This window comes from Alicyclobacillus hesperidum subsp. aegles, assembly GCF_027923525.1.
In the GTDB taxonomy this organism is placed as follows: Bacteria; Bacillota; Bacilli; order Alicyclobacillales; family Alicyclobacillaceae; genus Alicyclobacillus; species Alicyclobacillus aegles.
Genome location: NZ_BSBJ01000009.1, coordinates 17,848 through 36,629, shown reverse-complemented (window position 1 = coordinate 36,629; position 18,782 = coordinate 17,848). Strand labels below are relative to the sequence as shown.

The 18,782-nt window shown below is 53.1% G+C and carries 18 protein-coding genes; 7 read left to right on the top strand and 11 right to left on the bottom strand.

Going from position 1 to position 18,782, the window contains the following annotated elements:
• Window positions 1-8: 8 nt before the first annotated feature.
• A complete protein-coding gene (locus QMF38_RS07255; protein WP_281759025.1) occupies window positions 9-176 on the top strand; it encodes a hypothetical protein in 168 nt (55 codons plus the stop codon).
• Between the two features lie 38 nt (window positions 177-214).
• Here QMF38_RS07255 and QMF38_RS07250 read toward each other — a convergent pair whose 3' ends face one another.
• Window positions 215-622 carry a VanZ family protein gene (locus tag QMF38_RS07250; protein WP_281759024.1) on the bottom strand — a complete coding sequence of 136 codons (408 nt, stop codon included), beginning with the start codon at window positions 620-622 and terminating at the stop codon, window positions 215-217.
• A gap of 140 nt (window positions 623-762) precedes the next feature.
• On the opposite strand from QMF38_RS07250, the gene QMF38_RS07245 reads away from it, so the two are divergent.
• A complete protein-coding gene (locus QMF38_RS07245) occupies window positions 763-1,569 on the top strand; it encodes a DUF2935 domain-containing protein (protein ID WP_281759023.1) in 807 nt (268 codons plus the stop codon).
• A gap of 180 nt (window positions 1,570-1,749) precedes the next feature.
• Complete coding sequence (locus QMF38_RS07240; RefSeq protein ID WP_281759022.1) at window positions 1,750-3,879, top strand: RNA degradosome polyphosphate kinase; 2,130 nt, start codon at window positions 1,750-1,752, stop codon at window positions 3,877-3,879.
• Between the two features lie 39 nt (window positions 3,880-3,918).
• On the opposite strand, the gene QMF38_RS07235 is transcribed toward QMF38_RS07240, so the two are convergent.
• Entirely contained in the window at window positions 3,919-4,434 is a 516-nt protein-coding gene (locus QMF38_RS07235; RefSeq protein WP_281759021.1) for a hypothetical protein, read from the bottom strand.
• A 21-nt stretch (window positions 4,435-4,455) separates the two neighbouring features.
• On the bottom strand, window positions 4,456-5,286 hold the full coding sequence (locus QMF38_RS07230) for an SPFH domain-containing protein (RefSeq protein WP_058093800.1): 831 nt from the start codon (window positions 5,284-5,286) through the stop codon (window positions 4,456-4,458).
• A gap of 189 nt (window positions 5,287-5,475) precedes the next feature.
• Between QMF38_RS07230 and QMF38_RS07225 the strand changes: the two genes are divergently transcribed.
• Window positions 5,476-6,690: an MFS transporter gene (locus tag QMF38_RS07225; protein WP_281759154.1), complete on the top strand. Its 1,215-nt coding sequence runs from the start codon at window positions 5,476-5,478 to the stop codon at window positions 6,688-6,690.
• 42 nt (window positions 6,691-6,732) lie between these two features.
• Here the strand turns inward: QMF38_RS07225 and QMF38_RS07220 are convergent, their stop codons facing one another.
• The 5 genes from QMF38_RS07220 to QMF38_RS07200 all read right to left on the bottom strand — a co-directional run bounded on the left by QMF38_RS07220 (window position 6,733) and on the right by QMF38_RS07200 (window position 12,481).
• Window positions 6,733-7,953 carry a hypothetical protein gene (locus QMF38_RS07220; protein WP_281759020.1) on the bottom strand — a complete coding sequence of 407 codons (1,221 nt, stop codon included), beginning with the start codon at window positions 7,951-7,953 and terminating at the stop codon, window positions 6,733-6,735.
• A 190-nt stretch (window positions 7,954-8,143) separates the two neighbouring features.
• Entirely contained in the window at window positions 8,144-9,526 is a 1,383-nt protein-coding gene (locus tag QMF38_RS07215) for an Ig-like domain-containing protein (RefSeq protein ID WP_281759019.1), read from the bottom strand.
• Between the two features lie 205 nt (window positions 9,527-9,731).
• On the bottom strand, window positions 9,732-11,243 hold the full coding sequence (locus QMF38_RS07210; RefSeq protein ID WP_281759018.1) for a hypothetical protein: 1,512 nt from the start codon (window positions 11,241-11,243) through the stop codon (window positions 9,732-9,734).
• 126 nt (window positions 11,244-11,369) lie between these two features.
• The gene (locus QMF38_RS07205) at window positions 11,370-11,717 is read right to left on the bottom strand and encodes a hypothetical protein (protein WP_058093805.1); all 348 of its coding nucleotides are present in this window, start codon (window positions 11,715-11,717) and stop codon (window positions 11,370-11,372) included.
• Between the two features lie 170 nt (window positions 11,718-11,887).
• Window positions 11,888-12,481, bottom strand: coding sequence for a spore coat protein (locus tag QMF38_RS07200; protein ID WP_006447277.1), 594 nt, complete (start codon window positions 12,479-12,481; stop codon window positions 11,888-11,890).
• A 224-nt stretch (window positions 12,482-12,705) separates the two neighbouring features.
• On the opposite strand from QMF38_RS07200, the gene QMF38_RS07195 reads away from it, so the two are divergent.
• Genes QMF38_RS07195 through QMF38_RS07185 form a run of 3 tightly spaced genes read left to right on the top strand, consistent with a single transcriptional unit; the run spans window position 12,706 to window position 15,710 of the window.
• Complete coding sequence (locus QMF38_RS07195; protein WP_281759017.1) at window positions 12,706-13,494, top strand: DeoR/GlpR family DNA-binding transcription regulator; 789 nt, start codon at window positions 12,706-12,708, stop codon at window positions 13,492-13,494.
• Between the two features lie 13 nt (window positions 13,495-13,507).
• On the top strand, window positions 13,508-14,500 hold the full coding sequence (galT, locus tag QMF38_RS07190; RefSeq protein WP_281759016.1) for a galactose-1-phosphate uridylyltransferase: 993 nt from the start codon (window positions 13,508-13,510) through the stop codon (window positions 14,498-14,500).
• Entirely contained in the window at window positions 14,481-15,710 is a 1,230-nt protein-coding gene (locus tag QMF38_RS07185; protein WP_281759015.1) for a galactokinase, read from the top strand. The genes galT and QMF38_RS07185 overlap by 20 nt, the downstream gene beginning before the upstream one ends.
• Window positions 15,711-15,795: 85 nt before the next feature.
• Here QMF38_RS07185 and QMF38_RS07180 read toward each other — a convergent pair whose 3' ends face one another.
• From QMF38_RS07180 to QMF38_RS07170, 3 genes are all read right to left on the bottom strand, one after another.
• Complete coding sequence (locus QMF38_RS07180; RefSeq protein WP_281759014.1) at window positions 15,796-16,074, bottom strand: GNAT family N-acetyltransferase; 279 nt, start codon at window positions 16,072-16,074, stop codon at window positions 15,796-15,798.
• A 42-nt stretch (window positions 16,075-16,116) separates the two neighbouring features.
• Window positions 16,117-17,634: a hypothetical protein gene (locus QMF38_RS07175; RefSeq protein ID WP_281759013.1), complete on the bottom strand. Its 1,518-nt coding sequence runs from the start codon at window positions 17,632-17,634 to the stop codon at window positions 16,117-16,119.
• A gap of 101 nt (window positions 17,635-17,735) precedes the next feature.
• Window positions 17,736-18,752: an endo-1,4-beta-xylanase gene (locus QMF38_RS07170; RefSeq protein ID WP_281759012.1), complete on the bottom strand. Its 1,017-nt coding sequence runs from the start codon at window positions 18,750-18,752 to the stop codon at window positions 17,736-17,738.
• Between the last annotated feature and the right edge of the window lie 30 nt (window positions 18,753-18,782).

Sequence of the window (18,782 nt, the reverse complement as noted above, 5' to 3'; positions counted from 1 at the left end):
GAATGGCGATGAAACACGTAAAGAAGGTCCTCGTATTTGGCTCGCTCGTTGCGGCTACGCTATTGAGCGTTGCCCCGGCGGCCGTTGACGCGGCAACAACCACGCAGACATTTAGCACTGTCGGCGGCTATCAACCGATGCAACCGCCGTGCCCCACTTCTTCTCCGACACTGTGAGTTTAACTTCTATGGCATGGCCCTTCGGGGCCATATTTTTATTCCAAACTTCTTCTCTCTCTGCTCCCCCACCTCTGAAGCCCGTACGATAGCGCGACGCCAAGTCCGTCTATGATCATGTCATACAATCGCCCATCGCGACCAAAGTACAGTTGGAACAGTTCAGTACAAATGCCAAACACAAGTGCGATCGCGGCAGACAAGCGAGGACGCCGAAGAAGTAGAGTCAATAAAGCTTCAAATATCATAAAGCCAAACAGGTGACAAAGCTTCGCGACGGTATATTTCCACGAACCAAAGTGAAAGTCGAGCTGTAACAGATCCCGAAAGTTCGCATTGGGGTGGAAGTGAAACGCACTTAAATAAAAGTGGAATGGATCAATACTGCAGGTGCCGTAGGCGAGAACACACGTCCATAGCAACACGGCGAGTATTCGCCACCACATGCTCCTTGCCCTCCTCCCCGACAACAAATCCGTATTACTCTACCACAACATATTTGCGCATACAAACGCCACCTTTCACAATCACCACGCCTTATTTGGGCGCATACGCTACCACATCGTGTGCAAGAGGAGGAAAACAGATGAGTTTCGTCCAGGCGGCCCAGTTTGAGCAGCGCTTCTGGCTGCAAGTATTGGGCGATCACGCTCGCTTCATCCGCGACAGCCTATCGGTCGATGAAGGAAAAGAACTGACAACGTCGCAATACTTCATTCAGGAATACGATGCGCTCCTGCATACCGTAAATACCATGGTCCCCGATCCGGCAGCACACATCGAGCTTAGCAAGGAAAGCCTCGCGCTGTCGCGAAAATTGCGCGCCTTCAAACTTCATCTTCTGCGTCGACATCTAACCGGTGGCATCAAAACATATCTGCCACCAACATTTATCAACCACATGCTGAACGAGCTCGACGAATACCTGCGCATTTTGCACCATCTGTGCAAAGGGGAGGTTCCCGAAACGCAGCACCCACTCCACCACCACGTACTGTGGTTACAAGATGCCATGGGTCATGCGGCAACGTTGCAAGACGATGTCGATCCGGCAGAATATCAGCTGGCAAAGCGTAGTTACGCGTTCCGTAAGCAGTTTGAGGCATACTATCTGAAGGCCATCGAACTCGCTGGCTACCTACGCACCAAATTGCGAGAATTCCCTGCCCTCAACCGCTTCAACTTGGAAGTTGGCATGGAACTTACGTTGTTTCAGGAATTTCTCAACGAACTTGAGGAACTGCGTTTATCCGATCAAGCACTCGGCGTCCTTGCGCCCCTTTTGCCTGACCACATGGCGCGCGAGGAACTATATTACCTGACCAAGCTCGCTGAGGTTACAGAACTCGCTGCACCAGTGGGGGACCCCACAAAACCGCGCGTGAACAGTTAATTCCCGCACACCACCAGCTACAGGAGGCAAGCTACCCGATTCAGACGAACCGCAACAGACTTGCCTCCTATTGCCGAATGACAGTTTCCCATTGCTTTCCCACATCATTGCGGCGACAATGCATATACGAATATCATCGGCACAGCCGAACGACTACTGTGATAAAGGTATGAACTCATCATGCAACCCTTGGACCATAAATCGCACTTTATCAATCGCGAATTAAGCTGGTTGGCATTTAATGAACGCGTAGCTTCCGAAGCCATCAACACCGCTAATCCTTTGTTCGAAAGGCTAAAGTTTATGGCCATCTGCGCATCCAACTTGGACGAATTCTTCATGGTTCGTGTGGCTGGACTCAAAGATCAGTTAAAACTTGGGATGGATCGCAGGGATGATAAAACGCAAATGTCTGCCGGACAGCAGTTGCTCGAAATTTCAAAGCGCGTCCACACCGACGTCGAGCGCTTGTATAGCACATGGTCTCGCACCTTGTTACCTGCTTTGCGCCGAGAGGGCATCCATTTCTTAACGTCCAAACAGTTGAACTCCCAACAGCAGGCGTATTTGGAAAGCTATTATCATGAACACATCTTTCCCGTGCTCACGCCACTTGCCATCGACGCAAGTCACCCATTTCCTATGCTTGCAAATCGAACGCTAAACGTCGCCGTTCTCCTGCAACCCTTTGAAAGCCATTCCGAGGTCGATCCGCCTTTGTTTGCCGTCGTTCAAGTGCCGTCGGTGTTGCCGCGATACATCGAAATCGCCGGCACCCATCACAAACGAGCGTTCGTACTGCTCGAAACGGTGATTCAACTGTTTATCCACGCTTTGTTCCCCGGCCATGCCGTTGTCGAACAAGCCTGCTTTCGTATCACGCGCAACGCGGACATCAACGTGGACGAAGAAGGTGCAGAGGATCTCCTTGAGGAGATCGAAAAGGAGCTCAAAAAGCGAAACCGAGGGGCCGCAGTGCGCCTAGAAGTGGAGCAATCCATGTCTCCGGAACTCGTTGAAACATTGCGCGACTGGCTCGAACTTGAGCACGAAGATGTATACTCGATTCTCGGGCCACTTGACCTGACGTTTCTTATGCGCTTTGCCGCCGAGCCGGAGTATGCACATCTGCGCTTCCCACCCATTTCGCCGCAGATTCCGCGCGACTTTATCGGTGAAAGCAACCTGTTTGATACCATTGCCAAGAAGGACATCCTGCTCTTTCACCCGTACGAATCATTCGATCCGGTTGTCCACTTCGTCAACCTCGCGGCCAACGATCCGCAGGTGCTTGCTATCAAACAAACTCTGTACCGCGTCAGTGGCAATTCGCCAATCGTCTTGGCTTTGGCGAGAGCGGCGGAAAACGGCAAACAGGTCACGGTACTCGTGGAACTCAAAGCCCGCTTTGACGAGGAAAACAATATTGTTTGGGCAAAGAAGCTAGAAGAGGCCGGGTGTCACGTCATCTACGGGCTGGTCGGTCTCAAAACGCACAGTAAAATCACGCTGGTTGTCCGCCGGGAAGGAGACAACATCGTGCGCTATGTGCACTTGAGCACCGGCAACTACAACGACAACACAGCCAAATTGTATACCGACATCGGCATGTTCACGGCCCGTGAGGACTTCGGTGAGGATGCATCGTTATTTTTCAACCATCTTACGGGTTTTGCCGATCCGCCCGCGTGGAACCAATTTGCCACGGCTCCACTCGGATTAAAGCAAAAGTTCTTAGACTTGATCGATCGCGAAATTGAACACTGCAACGCAGGCCGTCCAGGGCGCATCATCGCCAAGATGAATGCGCTAACCGACAAAGACCTCATTCTTGCGTTGTATCGGGCATCGAACGCGGGTGTCGAGATCGACCTACTGGTGCGTGGCATTTGCTGCTTGCGACCAGGCCTTGCGAATGTGAGCGAAAATATTCGCGTGTCGAGTATTGTTGGGCGGTTTCTCGAGCACAGCCGCATCTACTACTTTTACAACGGCGGCAACGAGGAACTCTTTTTAGCCAGCGCGGACTGGATGACGCGCAACATGGTAAGCCGCGTAGAAATCCTCTTTCCAGTGCTGCAGGAGAATTTGAAGGAGCGTCTGCAACATATGCTCCACCTGCAGCTCGCAGACAACGTCAATCGCTGGCTCCTACTGCCCTCGGGTCGATATCAAAAGGTTGCCCAAGGCACAGGCGATACACCCTGTGCATCGCAAATGCGGTTCTACGCAGAAGCGCGAGGTGCCGCGGACAAAACGGCTCGAGCCGTCGCCGAATCCATGATTCCCCGCACACCCCCGCGCCTCTGACAATGTTCCTCATTGCAAGGCGATGAACCAGCGCTCCGATTACGGTGCGGTGCACTGTTGCAACAGCGCGTTGCGGCGAACGAGGATCGCTTCGATTTGATCGATTGTGGTCTCATCCATCGACTGCATGGCTCTGGCGATCTCGCCGTCCACCGCGAGCAGATCGTAGAGCATTTGTTCGTTTTCCGCCGTGCCATGAAACACGTACTCGTCTGGTGGAATGGGAGCAGATAAGGCAATAGTCCGGACGTGCTCCACACGGCGAATGTATTGCTCCATCTCTTTCACCGCCGCCAGACCCTCCAAGGGCGGGAATGGATGTTCGCGCGTTGGTTCAGGCAACGCCTGGCGAAGTTTTTTCAGATCCTGGCGTAGCTGGGCCAAATACTGGCCTAGGGCATTGTCGATCGCGTTATGGAGCGCACGGCTGCGCTCACGCAAGCGATACTTCGGGTCTTTGACGTTGATAAACCACGCGTTCATCCAACCTGTCAGCAGTTCGTTGACCACGCCGCGCGGCGCGAGGGCGATGCCGTACTTCATCAGATCGCTCATTCTTCCATCCCCTTTGCGGCCTTACGACTCGTTGCCCAGTTTTGTCATGCGTTCCGCAGCCACCTGCGGGTTGCCGACAAAGAACGGCTCGCCAATGGCCATGTTCGGTGCCGACACGACGCCTTTGCTTGCCATGATCATCGCCGTATAGTAACGCACCGCATCGAGTTCAGAGAGGCCAAACGCTCGTAGGGCAATGAGTTCCTTCATGCGCTCGTCCTTCGGATACACGAGCGCCTTCACATCGTTCAAGGTCAACCCGTAAACCGACAGAAACTCCTGCAGGTGGTCTTTCACGAGTTCCAGAATTTCAGGCATCTTTTCGTTCACCCGCTCCAACTCGGTGAGTTGAACGATTTTATTAATGGACTGTTCGATCACTGGACCCGCGTACCAATTGACTTCTTTCATGCTGACGTAATGCCCCGCCATCGGCATGTGTTGCACCAGCTTCAAGGCGTCGTCCTTGGTGTCAACATGCACATAACAGCTTACGTGATAGCCCATTTCCGCCATTTCGCGCGAGTATGCGATCCCAGATACTTCGAGAATCAGTTTCGCGCGATTGACATAGATGACCTCGTATTGCCAAGGACTGTTACCGCCAAAGAACGCCTGTTGAAAGGCTCCGATAATGGGGCGATCCGGCGTTTGAATCACATATTGACCCGTGTCGTACACGTTCAAAATGGCACCGCGCGACTTTAACACGGCGAAGTGATTCGATTCCACGGTGAGCAAGGAACCATTCAAGATGTTGTTGTCGGGATAGTGGTACGCCAGAACGTCAGGGCCCATCAATTCCTTTCCGTCCTGCGTAAGGGTGCTGATCACTTGGCGAATGGCTGGCATCGCATGTCCTCCTCGTTCCTTTGCATGCAAGAAACTCGTGTTTTTGGATGTCACAACCTTTGGAGTGTCTCTTTGGCCATCATATACCCATTGCGTAGCAACTGTCTGCCAATTTTACGAGATCTGAAATTTTTTCGCTCCGATACACAGAAAGAGGAGTAAGATGAAAGAAAAACGTTGGTGATCAGTATGGAAGCCTGGCAGCGAAATCTTGTCGTCCTTTGGATTGGCACACTTCTGACATCCGCTAGCTACTCGATGGTCGTCCCCTTCTTGCCCTTGTTCCTTCTGAAAATTGGCGTGCACTCGCACACCGAACTTTGGTCAGGCGCTTTATACAGCGCTGCATTCCTCGCCGGCGCCATTGCGGCGCCATATTGGGGTTCTGTGGGTGACAGATTCGGCCAAAAGCCGATGATCATCCGGGCAGGCATCGCGTTATTCATTACATACGGCTTAACCGCCTTCGTCCAAAATCCGTACGAACTCCTTGGCCTGCGCATCCTGCAAGGATTGCTATCCGGATACATTCCTGGTTCTATTGCACTCATCGGCAGCAACACGCCGGAAGACAAGGTCGGGTACGCCCTCTCGATGATCTCCGCAGCAAGTTCGGGCGGCGGCATCGTAGGTCCACTCTTGGGAGGAACGATTGCAAGACTTGCGGGCAATCGCGTGGCGTTTGGCAGCGCTGCCATCCTCGTCTTGATATCGGCACTACTCGCCATCTTTTGGGTCAAAGAAGCGCAAATTCGTCGAGCCACTACGCGGCCATCCGTGGTGCGCGCTATTGGCGATGCCCTGCACAACCGCCAACTGGTCACCGCGCTTTTGTTAAATATGGTCGTCTCCTTTTCCATTATGACCATCGAACCAGTGCTCACCTTGTACGTGACACAACTCGATCCGTCGACCCAAAATGCCTCATTTATCGCTGGACTCGTCTTCTCCCTCGCTGGCATTGCCAGTGTGTTATTCGCGCCGATTTGGGGCAAGTGGGCGGACAAAGTTGGCTTTCCAAAGGTGATGATTGTCGGCCTTGTGGGCGGTGCAGTCTGGACACTGATGCAGATTCCGTTTCACAGCGTGATCGCCTTCGCGGCAATTCGGTTCATATACGGTATGTTTTTCTGTGCGGTATATCCGGCCATCAATGGTCTCATTGTGCGCTCGACTTCCCAATCGTTTCGCGGGCGCGCATTTGGCCTGAATCAAACGGCGAATCAGATTGGCAATACACTAGGGCCGCTTGTCGGTGGCGCAATCGCAGATGTCACGTCGATTCACGGCGTATTCTGGGTAACCGGAGCGCTCCTTGCGAGTGTGACATGCACAGCGATCACGTTGGTGCGCAAACCTGGCATGCTGCCCAATGTAAACGAAACACATCACACAGCCCAATAAAGAGCGAAGACCGCCGGTGCTATCGCAGGCGGTCTTCTGTGTTTATGAAAGCGAACCGTCTCGATCTGGCGAGGCATGCTTACGAGCGATTTGCATCGCTTGCAAAACCGTATCCATATCTTTCTGCAAGTCGTCATACTTTGCCTTCCATTGTTCGCATTCACTGCGCAAGCGGTCATACCGCGTGTTCGCCGACTCTAAAAGCGCCTCGAGTTCAATACACCGTTGCTTCAAATCGGCGAGTTGACGCATCTGGTCACCAGATTCATCGACAATTTCGATCCGTTGCAAATACGCAATGAGTTCCTTTTTCGAAATGCGTTCGCGCTGATTTACAGCGAAATCTGCCGTTTCTGACACACTGTCAGCAACTTCCTCCAGCGGTGCTGACGAAACGGCGTCCACCACCGGCTCTTGGCTCCACGACGTACTTGATGGAGCGTTGCTTACCGTTTCTTCGCGGCGCTGTTCAGCGCGTGCCGCCAACCGCGTCTGCTGCAGATCCTCCAGCGTTCGGTGCGGAACGGACAGTGTCGGCCAATCCGGATCCGACTCTATGACACTGCGTTTGTCCCGATGTTTTTCCGCCTTGGTCACGACGGCTTTACGTCTTGCCTTCCAGGCCTTTTGCAACTTCGACTTCGTCTCCGACACGCGCCGAGACCATTGCCCAAGATTCCCCTGAAACAATCGACTGAGTGGAGTCGCCCCTTCACCCAGCCGTTCTTCCGCAATGTCCTCAAACGTGAACTGACCGCGACGAATGGCGTCGATCAAGGCATGCAGGCAGGTTTCATGAAACGGCCCCGTCAGATCCATATGTCTGCACTCGTCACATACGAACTCGGAGAGCTTACTTAAAAACTCCTGTGTTAAATAAGTCGTTTGTGGTACATGGTAATAGACGCCATCGTCTTTATCCTCGACCTCGAGAATCCTTCGATCCGCCAGTCGCAGCGCAGCAAGCTCGGCAGCGGCAAGGTTGATTCGCGGCCCCGGTCCGCCTTCAAGCAACAAGTCGACGCGGCCACTGTGTATCTGACCTTCCTTGAGCGCCCGATAAATGTGCATTAGGAGGACATCTTCGGCTTCACCCTCCGTGTCCGGCCAATCCTTCAGGATGAATGTCGATGGATCTCGCCTGCTTTCAATAAACTGGCGAGCTTCCGCAACGGTCACCTCATTTCCATAATATGTATCATACAACGTAATCCCGTAGCGCGTCGCTACATCGAGTGCCTGCATTCCTTCTAACGTCTTCACAAGCGTCCCCTCACGATCTTTGTGCTACATGACGTTTCTCTCTACAAGATTCGATGCTATCCGATTGTATTCGTCATGCATAGTTGAAGACCTTGTGACATTTTCGGGCAAATACAAATGGTGCCCCAACCTTAGCTTGGGGCACCTAACCAAACCGTTCTATTCGGCGCGTTACATCCGTGTAATTTTCTTAGTTCGAACTGTTGCTCGAATTGGACGTCGTGTTACCGGTACTCGCAGAGCTATTCGCTGCAACGGTAGTCGATACAGCAGTGTGATCAAGGAACGATACACTGTATTGCGGCGCCGCACTGGATGTCGATGAACTTGAACTCGAGGAAGTCGACGAGTTCGAGGAAGAGCTGGAACTACTCGGTGCCGGCAAAGTTAGCGTGACGGTCTTGCCATCGCTGCTGAGCGACACACCCGACACGACAACAGGGGTCGAGGTCGAGCCATCCGTCTCAGTCACAATGAACTCGTCAGCCGTTGGTGCGGCGGTAAACGCTTGATCAAACGTGACAACGAGGCTGTTGGAGTTTGCCGTCACAGACTGAATGGTCGGATCGTTCGCGCCTTGCACATAGACCGTAAACGGTACCTTTGCTTGAAAACCTTGTCCGTCTGTCGCTTGAATATGTGCGACGCCTGGGGCAACTGCGGTCACGGTACCGTCGCTGGCAACCGTGGCCACAGACGTATTATCCGAGGTGAATGTCAAGCTTGGCATCGGCTTGCATTGGTCGCTCACGCCGCTCACCGTAAGGGTCTTGCCGACCTGCAAGGCACCCGATGTCACGCCCGGTGTTCCATCGTTGACCGCCACAACGGGCTCATAACCGAGCACGGCCTTGCCACCCATATAGGACACACTATAGTGCGGCACCGGACCTGGTGGTGTGATCTCAGGAATGGTGTACGTTACGGTCTTGCCATCCGAGCTCAATTGTGCTGCACTTGGGGTTACGGTCGAACCGTCGCTGCCGGTGATGCTAATCTCACTGCCTGTTGGAGCAACCGTGAACGAATTCGCAAATTGGACGACAATCTGTCCGTTGTACGCGTCGACAGCCGTGATTGAATTTGGCGTGTTGATATCAAAAACACGTTGATTCGCGTTCCAACTACCCGCATTCACTGCGCCGATGATCGATTGTAGTACGGTAATGGGGATATACGTGGTTTTATTGTTGGTTGCCGGATCCGCTTCAACTGTGGTTGCCGTTTTCCCCACGACCTGGCCGTTGATGGAGATGGACGTGTTGCCTGAATCACTCCATTTAGCCGAGGCAACTGCGGATGCGAGATTCGCTGGAAGTTCCAGATCCCATACGTGTTTCGCACCATTCCAGGTCGCCTTGTAACCAAGCTTTGTGAACGCATTGTCAACGTAGAAAACGGGCAAGTAGGTTTGGTTGTTGAACGAGAAGGTTTCCGGCTGACTGAGCGTTTGTCCACCGACAGACACGGTGGCCTGAAACCACGATGGCAACGTCATTGCCATTGTCATGGGGACACCCGTACCAAGAACGACAGATGTTGCCGCCAATCCTGCTAAAACTCGCTTGACCATTTGACTTCCCCTCTCTGCCTAAAATCCGGGATCTTACTTGGCGCTACGGTTAAGCTGCGTGGTGTAAAAGCGCTATCATACCCGCCTTGGAACAGTACGAATATACCAAATTCAACACTAGGCAGAAATGATACGCGAACAACTAAATCGTTTTGGGCAATGGATAGCCTATCCGTACAATCGTTCATGCCAATGCGCATTGAGCTTACGATTGGACATCGATGACGAGGTGAAACGCAGGCTGTGCTTCCCCTGGATGATCCAGCTTATAGGTCAACAAGGGCAACACGTAGAGATTAGGAACCTTCTGGTTGCCTTGCTGAATCGTTGGGTAGAGATCGATGTAGTGGATGCCTGGCCCGCCAGTCGCGCGAATTTGAATTTGCATATCACCATTTGTGTTGAAGCCGCAGGCATAGCCAATCGAACTGTTGTCGTAGAGTACGCTGTAGCAGTTGTCATAGGTATCCGGGCCGCCGCCCTGCAAGTGAATCGTGAAAACTTGCCCTGCCTTTACAACCTTCGGTGCAGACACGAGACTCGGATAGATTTGATACGTCGTTGTACCGACGATAGTTCCCGCCGGATCGACCGCCTCTACGGTGTGCGGCGGCCCGCCCACATTAACGGGCACGGGAATCTTAACGGTAAACGTGCCCGTGCTACTCGTGGTCACATGTCCCAGCACCGTCTGCGCAGAATGGTAGCCAGCTGCTGTTACATGATTCCCAACCGTATTCGACCATTCAAGCGTCAATGATTCATTTGCGGGAAGTCCTTGGCCCGTGAGTGTAAAGGTACTGCCGACAATACCATGCCCGGGCGACGCAATGAGGTGGTTCCCTGTGCTGATTGAAGGAGCAGGAATCGAATCCTTGACATCGACCGGATGTCCCTTTGTAACCGTCACAGGAATCGAAAATGTTGGCTTCCAGCTATACGGAGATTGCTGTTCATTGAGGTATGGCGAACCAATAGAGCAGGGAGCAATTTCAATCAGATGGGATCCGATGCCCTCCGCTCGCACCTGGAAGACCGCTGTACCGTTGGTTGTCACAGCTGCGATGTTGCCCATCAAATGATTGTCATACAAGACTTCGTATGCACTTGAATAGGCACCATAGCCAATGCCTTGTACGCGGATGGTAAAAAAGCCTCCCTCCGACTCCCGCGTGCGACTGATTGTGAAAGACGGTTTAACCGTAACACTGCCTTGCGCCGCGACAATCCCGCTTGCATCCGCCAGTCCGATTTGATGAATGTCGCCGTAGCCGGTGGGTACTCGTAGCACACCATGCACTTCGCCGTTTGCGTCCGCTGTCACTGTCCCCAATACCTTGACAAAAGGCGTATAGGACTCGCCTACAAAGGTGTTCCCGTCAACGTCCCATGTCCCTTGGAAAGCTTCCCACAGCACCCGATAGGTTTGCTTAGGCACGAGCCCAGATGCACTGTACGTCACGCGTTCACCGATGGTTGGATATGTATTGCTGACGTCGATCACAGAAGGCGTTGCGACAGTTTGTCCCAACACATCACTGCCCATCGGGCTCTGCCCACCAGCTTCACTTCCCGCGCCGGACGAGCTAATTCCGTTTGTACCCGCCGTACTGGAACCCGTCGTATCGGCCGATGCCATACCTGCGCCAGCGGCCAAAATCGTTGCGATGATAGCGCTGCCAATGGCCCAAGATCCAAATCTCCGCGTTCGTTTCACGCACGTTCCTCCACATCGTCGATGATCTGAGCCAACTACAATCAAACGGTGATTGCACTCGCCCATACCAGACTATTTAGAGAAAAGTGCTGCGATTTCCTGCTGAACACTCCAAGCTAGGAGGCGTTATGCGCCCCTTCGCTTGGCCAACAACGCTCGCAATAAGCGCATCCGGCAATCGGCGTCGAGCCATGGCAACTCCTCACCGACCTGAGCCAAAATGGCGCTCTCATCTTGCAATTCGTAGACCTTGCCCTCCATGCGTCCATCTTCGTGTGCATGCTTAAACCACAGGTACCAACGTTCTCCCCTTAATACAAGTCCAGCACTCTCGGATACTGTCCAGAGCAATTCGCCATCATGTAACAGCTCGTCCACAGTCTGCTCAAAGTGATTAAACGTGTTTGACAAATCTTCGGGTCGACCAAAGCAATACGCAACCATCGTCTGCTCAACATTTGCATAGTACTGCATAAACCAGACTCCTTGCCTCATCTGCTTTGGGTTGGATACACGTGGTGACCTTGCTAAATAGGATACCCATTCTGTCTCGAAGTTATCTTGAATCTCGTTTTAGTCCCATATAACGTAAAGGGCGATCCGCCAAAGGTTGCGGATCGCCCGTAGCTTTCATCAACCGATCCTCACTGTATGTGTGGTTGTTGCATGGTTGGCTGTTGTGGCAGTTGATACGACTGAATCATCGTCTGCGTGGTGTTCTGTTGCAATGTAGGCACCTGATAATCGCCTTTCTGGTTCATGAATGAGAAAATGTCGTATGCCATGCGATCGCACATGTTGGCGCCCGCCATGAGATAAGCCCGGAACTGTGGATTCACACACTCTAGCGCAAAGCTTGTCCAAGCAGTTGCACCGAATTTATGAAGGTTCAGTGCGACCGTACAAATTGTGCGATCCGACAACGACTGTGCGTTCATATTCGGCGCCGGATGGCTTGGATTGCGCAGGCCGAGCTTAGGCTGAACATGCATCGTCGGTTGGTAAGCCAGTTGATTGTTTGCGTTTGCAGATCCCTGCATGATCTGTACGCCCTGCACGTAGTGTTGTTCAATCATGTGCGCCTGTTGCTGAAGCAGATTGCGCAACTGCATATCTTGGGCTTGTTGGCTTAAAAAAGAGAACATTTCAACGTTGGCTGACTTCGTGCTGAGGGCCTCGTGCATGCCGATGATTTCATGTGCACCGTATGGGGCGTTGGGCTGTTGTTGCTGTTGCATCAATGAAAACCTCCACGCGAAATGTAAATGGCAATTTCCGTTTTGCGACAATAGATTCCCCCTCTCTCACAAACTCCATTCACGCTTCCATGCAGGAATGCACTTGCCAAATCACACGTAAGTTCCATTTGAATTTCATTTATTATCACATGTTGATCATGATTCGATTATGGTATGATAATTAATGAACACCGCAGACTGGTGTCTGATATGGAGGCGTTTGCGTGTATCCGAAACAACGGCAGGAGCTGTTGCTGCAGTTGCTCGCCCAACATGGCTTCGCGTCCTACCGACAACTGGCTGAACGCCTAGGGGTTTCCGAAATCACCGTGCGGCGCGATATGAAAGCGCTGCAGGCTCAAGGCTTGGTCGAAAAGTCGTTTGGCGGCGGACAAGTGGCGAAAGTCTCCAGTGAACTGCCCTATATGCATAAGCGCATTATGCAGATTGGAGAAAAGTCGGCTATTGCAAGGGCGGCATTACAATACATTGAGCCCGGAATGACCATCGGGATCGGGGCGGGAACCACCACCTGGATGCTGGCACAGGCCATCGTGGGGTTTCGAGACTTGACCCTGTTGACCAACTCGGTGAACGTCGCTGGCGAATTGTGCCGTAACGGATACGACGATATTCTGCTCACGGGCGGACATTACCGAACGCCCTCGGACGCTCTGGTTGGCCCTGTTGCAGAGCGCATGGTTCGCCAATTCCGAACCGATGTCTTATTTTTGGGCACCAATGGCATGCATATCGATTACGGTTTATCGACACCCAATTTGCAGGAGGCTTCTATCAACCGGGCGCTGATGGAACGTGCCGCCAAGGTTGTTGTATTGGCGGATCATACCAAATGGGGTATCGAGGCGATGTGCAGCTTCGCCCGTATGGATGAAGTGGATGTGCTGATTACCGATAGACTTCCAGGAGATTCGGAGCGTCGGGCGCTGCAGGACATGGACGTAAATGTTGTCGAGACGCCGGTGCCTGTTGCATCGGATAGCTTATCCTGAAGAGGTGACAACCATGACTGAAATTCGCTATAACCCGTTGTTGCGCGACTGGACGATGGTCGCGTCCAACCGCCATAAACGTCCCAATCTCCCCAAGACCAATTGCCCATTTTGCCCTGGCTCAGGTAAAGTTCCTGACAACTATGAAGTGCTGGCGTACGACAATGATTTTCCGGCGTTGTCGCAAGATCCACCAATACCGGACGACGTGGCGACCGGTTTGTATCACGTGCAACCCGCATACGGAAAGTGCGAAGTGATTTTATATTCGAAAGAGCATACCACAAGTTTGCCACAACTTCCCGTTGCACACATTCGCAAGTTGGTGGATCTATGGGCGGATCGTTTTCAAGCGCTGTCCGCAAACCCACGCCACAAATACGTGTTTATCTTCGAGAACCGCGGGCCGGAGGTCGGCGTGACGATGCCGCATCCGCATGGCCAGATTTACGCGTATCCGTACGTGCCACAAAAGCTGCGTGTCGAATTGGAATCTTTTCACTTGCACCGGGAGCAAACCGGGCACTGCTTGATGTGTGACATCAATGCGGAAGAGCAGCGCGTCGGCGTGCGCATGTTGGATGAAACAGAGCACTTTCTAGCGTATATTCCGTTTTTCACCGACTATCCATACGGCGCGTTCATCTCAGCGAAGCGACACGTCGGAACGATCGCAGAATTTACGGATGAAGAGCGGACAGATCTCGCACGCATACTGAAACGTGTCACGAGTGGCATGGACGAACTGTTTCACCGCGAATTCCCATATATGATGGCGATCCATCAAAGTCCCGTGAACCAGGAGGCAGGCGTGCCCGACTTCCACTTCCATATTGAGTTTTATCCGCCACTGCAAACGGAAACGCGGTTGAAATACCTCGCTTCCTCAGAAACCGGTGCCTGGGCGCCATGTAATCCAATGGCCGTAGAACAGACGGCCCCTGTACTCAAAGCCGCCATCCAAACACGAAAGGAAGCGAATAAACATGTCGATCCGCTGGTCTGACATCCTTGAACAAGCTTTAACATTTTCACCAGGTTCGCAGGCTGACTTGCGCGCGTTTTTCGCGCCCGGTCGGGTGAATTTGATCGGTGAGCACACCGATTACAATGGCGGATATGTCCTGCCAGCGGCGCTTGGCATCGGCACATGGGTTCTGGTACGTCCACGTACCGACAGACGTTTCCGCTTCGCATCGACGTTTTCCGATCTCGTCGTCGATGTCGACGCCACCCATATCATCTACGATCCCGCGTATGAATACGCCAACTATCCGCTTGGCGTGATCGACATCCTGCGCAAAGAAGGCGTGGAAGTTGAAGGAGCCGACTTCTTTTTTCACGGCAATCTGCCGATTGGAGCCGGCCTTTCATCGAGTGCGTCTGTGGAGGTCGCGACTGCGGCGGCCATCGACGCGCTCGCTGGCGCTCGTCTAAGCAAAGAAAAGATGGCACTCTTATCACAACGGGCAGAAAATGAATTTGTGGGTGTCAACTGCGGTGTGATGGACCAGTTTGCCGTCGCGATGGGTCAGGCTGACGCGGCACTTTCGCTCAACTGCCAGACGCTCGCGTACCAGTTGGTACCAATGCACGCAAGCGGCTACCAACTTGTCATTGCCAACACGAACGTGCCGCGCAAGCTCGCCGGATCGAAATACAACGAGCGGCGTGCCGAATGCGAAGCAGCACTCGCCATTCTCCGTCAGGAGTGGCCGCAGCTACAGGCATTGGCGGATCTTTCGCCGGCACAATGGCCACAGGCTGCCACGCTGTTGGAAAACGCGCACTCTACAGGACTGGATGCGGAGATTTTGCTACGCCGGGCGCGTCACGTCGTCTTTGAAAGCGATCGCGCGTATCATGCGGCAGACTTGCTACGAAGGGGCGACTTGAAAGCATTCGGCGAATCGATGAACGAGTCACACCGATCCCTGCGGGATGATTACGAAGTGACGGGCGAGGCGTTGGATGCACTGGTCGAGGCCGCTTGGAATGCCGAAGGATGTATTGGGTCTCGCATGACAGGCGCGGGATTTGGCGGCTGCACGGTAAGCCTTGTGGCGCGGGACAGCGTGTCGACATTTACAACATCCGTCGCAGAACAATACAAACAACGTACAGGCAGGGAGCCTTCATTTTACATTACGGACATCGGCGAAGGCGTGCACGAGGTCAGCGTCGCTAACCTTTGGGACAATGTGATTACATCTTGATACAACCACGAACATACGCAAGCCGGTCGGCGCGGATATCCGCACGGCGACCGGCTTGCGTTTAACCCGGAAACGCTTTTGCGTTTCAACTCGAAAGCAACACGTCTACATAGTCCGGATGGCGCTCGAACTGCACCTTGGCATAGGAGCACACCGGCCGAAGCTTTAGGCCTTCGTCGCGAGCCATGTTGACCAGTTCGCGAATCAACATCGCGGCCACCCCTTGGCCTTGGTAATCAGGTGAAACAACGGTATGGTCGATGGACCAGGCGTGTTCGCCAAGCGGCGAACAGGACACGTACCCGATGCGCACCCCGTCTTCACGCAATGCATGAACACCATCTTCTACTCGTTTTAGTTCCATCCGCCTTCCCCCTTGTAGCCGCAAAAAGGCAGTCATTGTCGATCACGACGCTGAATTACTGATGCCAGACACGTTTTCAGGCTGACCGCCAGAAGGGCTCGTTCCGTTGGCCGTAGAGGTGCCAATCGCATTGGTTGCTGTACTATTCCCCGTTCCTGTGCCTGATACCCCATTGCCTGTCGAATTGGTAGTCGAATTGCCAGAACTGCTGGTTGAATTGCCGGTGCCGTTGCCCGCACTGTTGGGCCAACCTGGTATAGACAATCCAGACGGCAATACCAACGGTATATTTTGGTACGCGATGGTCGCATGTGCGGACATGACAACATCCATGGACTGAATGACTTCTGAGACGCGTTTGGCCGAAGCGCCGTTTCCACCCAAACGGCTGATCACGCTTTTCGGCAAGCGCATGAGCGTACGAACATCTTCAGCCGTCAACACGGGGTTCCCATTCTGCAGCGAGATATGAAGCGTAACACTCGCCACTACTTGTTCCCCTATTTGATGGACAAGTGACTGCGATACGGTTGACGTATTCAATGCTGTGGACAAAAATCCTTGGATAAACGGTGCGTAGTAATCCGCCGCAACCTGCGATTTTAGTTGCCCGGTGAATACGTCTTCACCAACGCCCTTCTGATATTTTACGTCCTGAAGTGCACCGGTCGTAAACACAGGAATTTGTACACTTTCGGGAGCCATCCAACCAAAGTTTGACTGTTTCGACCAGCCTCCGGAGCCATCGTTAAAATACACGTCATCATGATAGTTGACGTACGTCCACGTTCCGTCGCTCTTCGCCGAGTTGCTCCCCTGCTCACCCTCAACCAAAGTGGACTGTGCGATAGCGGCACTCTGTCCGTTTGCCGTACCGACATCGTACGTGCTTGTGTAGCGCTCATATTGATTCGCTTCTGATTGTAAAGCCGAGACAAGGGACGCATCGGAGCGCCACTTTGGAGCAATTTGAATTTGCAGACGATCAGTCTCGACACAAGTGGTCTGACTGTACAGCGCATTGTCGTAATTGGCCAACGCACTCGAGAATTCCTTGCGCTTCGTGCTCGAGAGCGTCCACGAGCCAGGAATCGATGCGATGGAAGAAGCAAAAGCCTTTAACTTCGCAATGAACTGCTTTCCTTCCGCCAACGTCAAATTCCCTGTGCTACTTGCTATCAACCCTTGTTTCGCTGCCCATGTCAGAGGTGGCTGACCCGCGAGATCCATGTGGTAATACTTCGCCGCGACGCTCGTTGCAAACGCCGCAGAAACTGCATCGGATACACCAAATCTCGTCTTATTGTCCGGGGTCGCCAAACCCAACTCCAAGGATTTATGCACATACCCCCACAGTGCGGTCTTCGATGACACGTCCTGAAAGGTTGACTTTCCAGATAAATCTGGCTTTATGTTGACCGATTCTAAAAACATGCTTAGAAATTGGCCCTTTGTTAAGGTGGTTTGCGCCGACACCGGCTCGGCCATAGCGGCGATCGGCATCGCCGCTATGGCGGCCAAGGCCAGCGACGAGTAAAACTTTTTCGTTGTCTTCGACATTTGTGGTCCCCCTGGATAGACTTCTGGCTTCTCACAGCTGTTTTGCCTACCCAATCCTACCACACCTTCCAGCGAAGTTGGAAGAAGTCATAAGATTCTTGTCAAAATTCGACCACGCTCCAAAACGCCTGTTTCGGCCCGTGGTTCACGTCAAACAGCAGCGGCCAGTCTTTGCGTCCGCGAACAGGGAAGTTGTCCCGCCAGGTATCATCATCGGCAACCCCCCAGAACGTGACGCTTTCGATGACATCCTTGCGAGCGCGCAACAATGAAAACAGTGAACGATAACGCTCGGCCAAACGTTCGGCAAGTTCATCGTCGTAGGGCAGAACTTCTTGCGATTGGCCGCCCGTGCCGTGGACATTGCCATAAACACTCACGTCGAGTTCTGTGATGTGAAGGCGCACACCGAGTGACGCGTAGCGGTCGATGGCTCGTTCGATTTCGTCCAGTGCCGGATCGTCCAACATCCAATGCCCCTGCATACCGATTCCGTGGATGGGAACACCTTGATCGAGCAGACCTGCAACAAGTTTGTAAATACGCTCCGACTTATCGGGTTTGGTTTCGTTGTAGTCGTTGTAGAAGAGCAGTGCGTCGGGTGCCGCTTGATGTGCGATGCGGAAAGCCTTCGCAATGTAATCGTCGCCAAGGGCCTGCAGCCAGCGGCTGTCCCGTAAAAATCCTGTACCCGCATCGACGACTGCCTCATTGACCACGTCCCAACAGCCGATGTCGTTGTGGTATCGACCAAGCACTGTTGCCACATGCTCTTCGAGTCGACGCTCGACAACGGCCGCTGTCGCTGTTTGACCGAGATCGTCCAGAAACACTGCGGCTGGCGTTTGATTGTGCCAGACCAACGTGTGGCCGCGGGCAAACATACCGTGCTCTCGGGCAAAATTTACCATTGCATCCGCCTTCGCGAACTCGTATCGATCCTGTTCTGGATGAATCTCTTCCCACTTCATTTCGTTCTCTGCGGTCACGCTGTTAAAATGCGTGACCAACAAGTCGCGGTGGGTCTTCAGGGATTTGGCATTGACGGCAGCACCAATGCGAAAGTACGGGCGATAGCGCTCACTCAAGGAAGGAATATTCCGATAAGCGTCAGTCATAGTGTGTCCTCCATTCGCACGTCAAAGTGT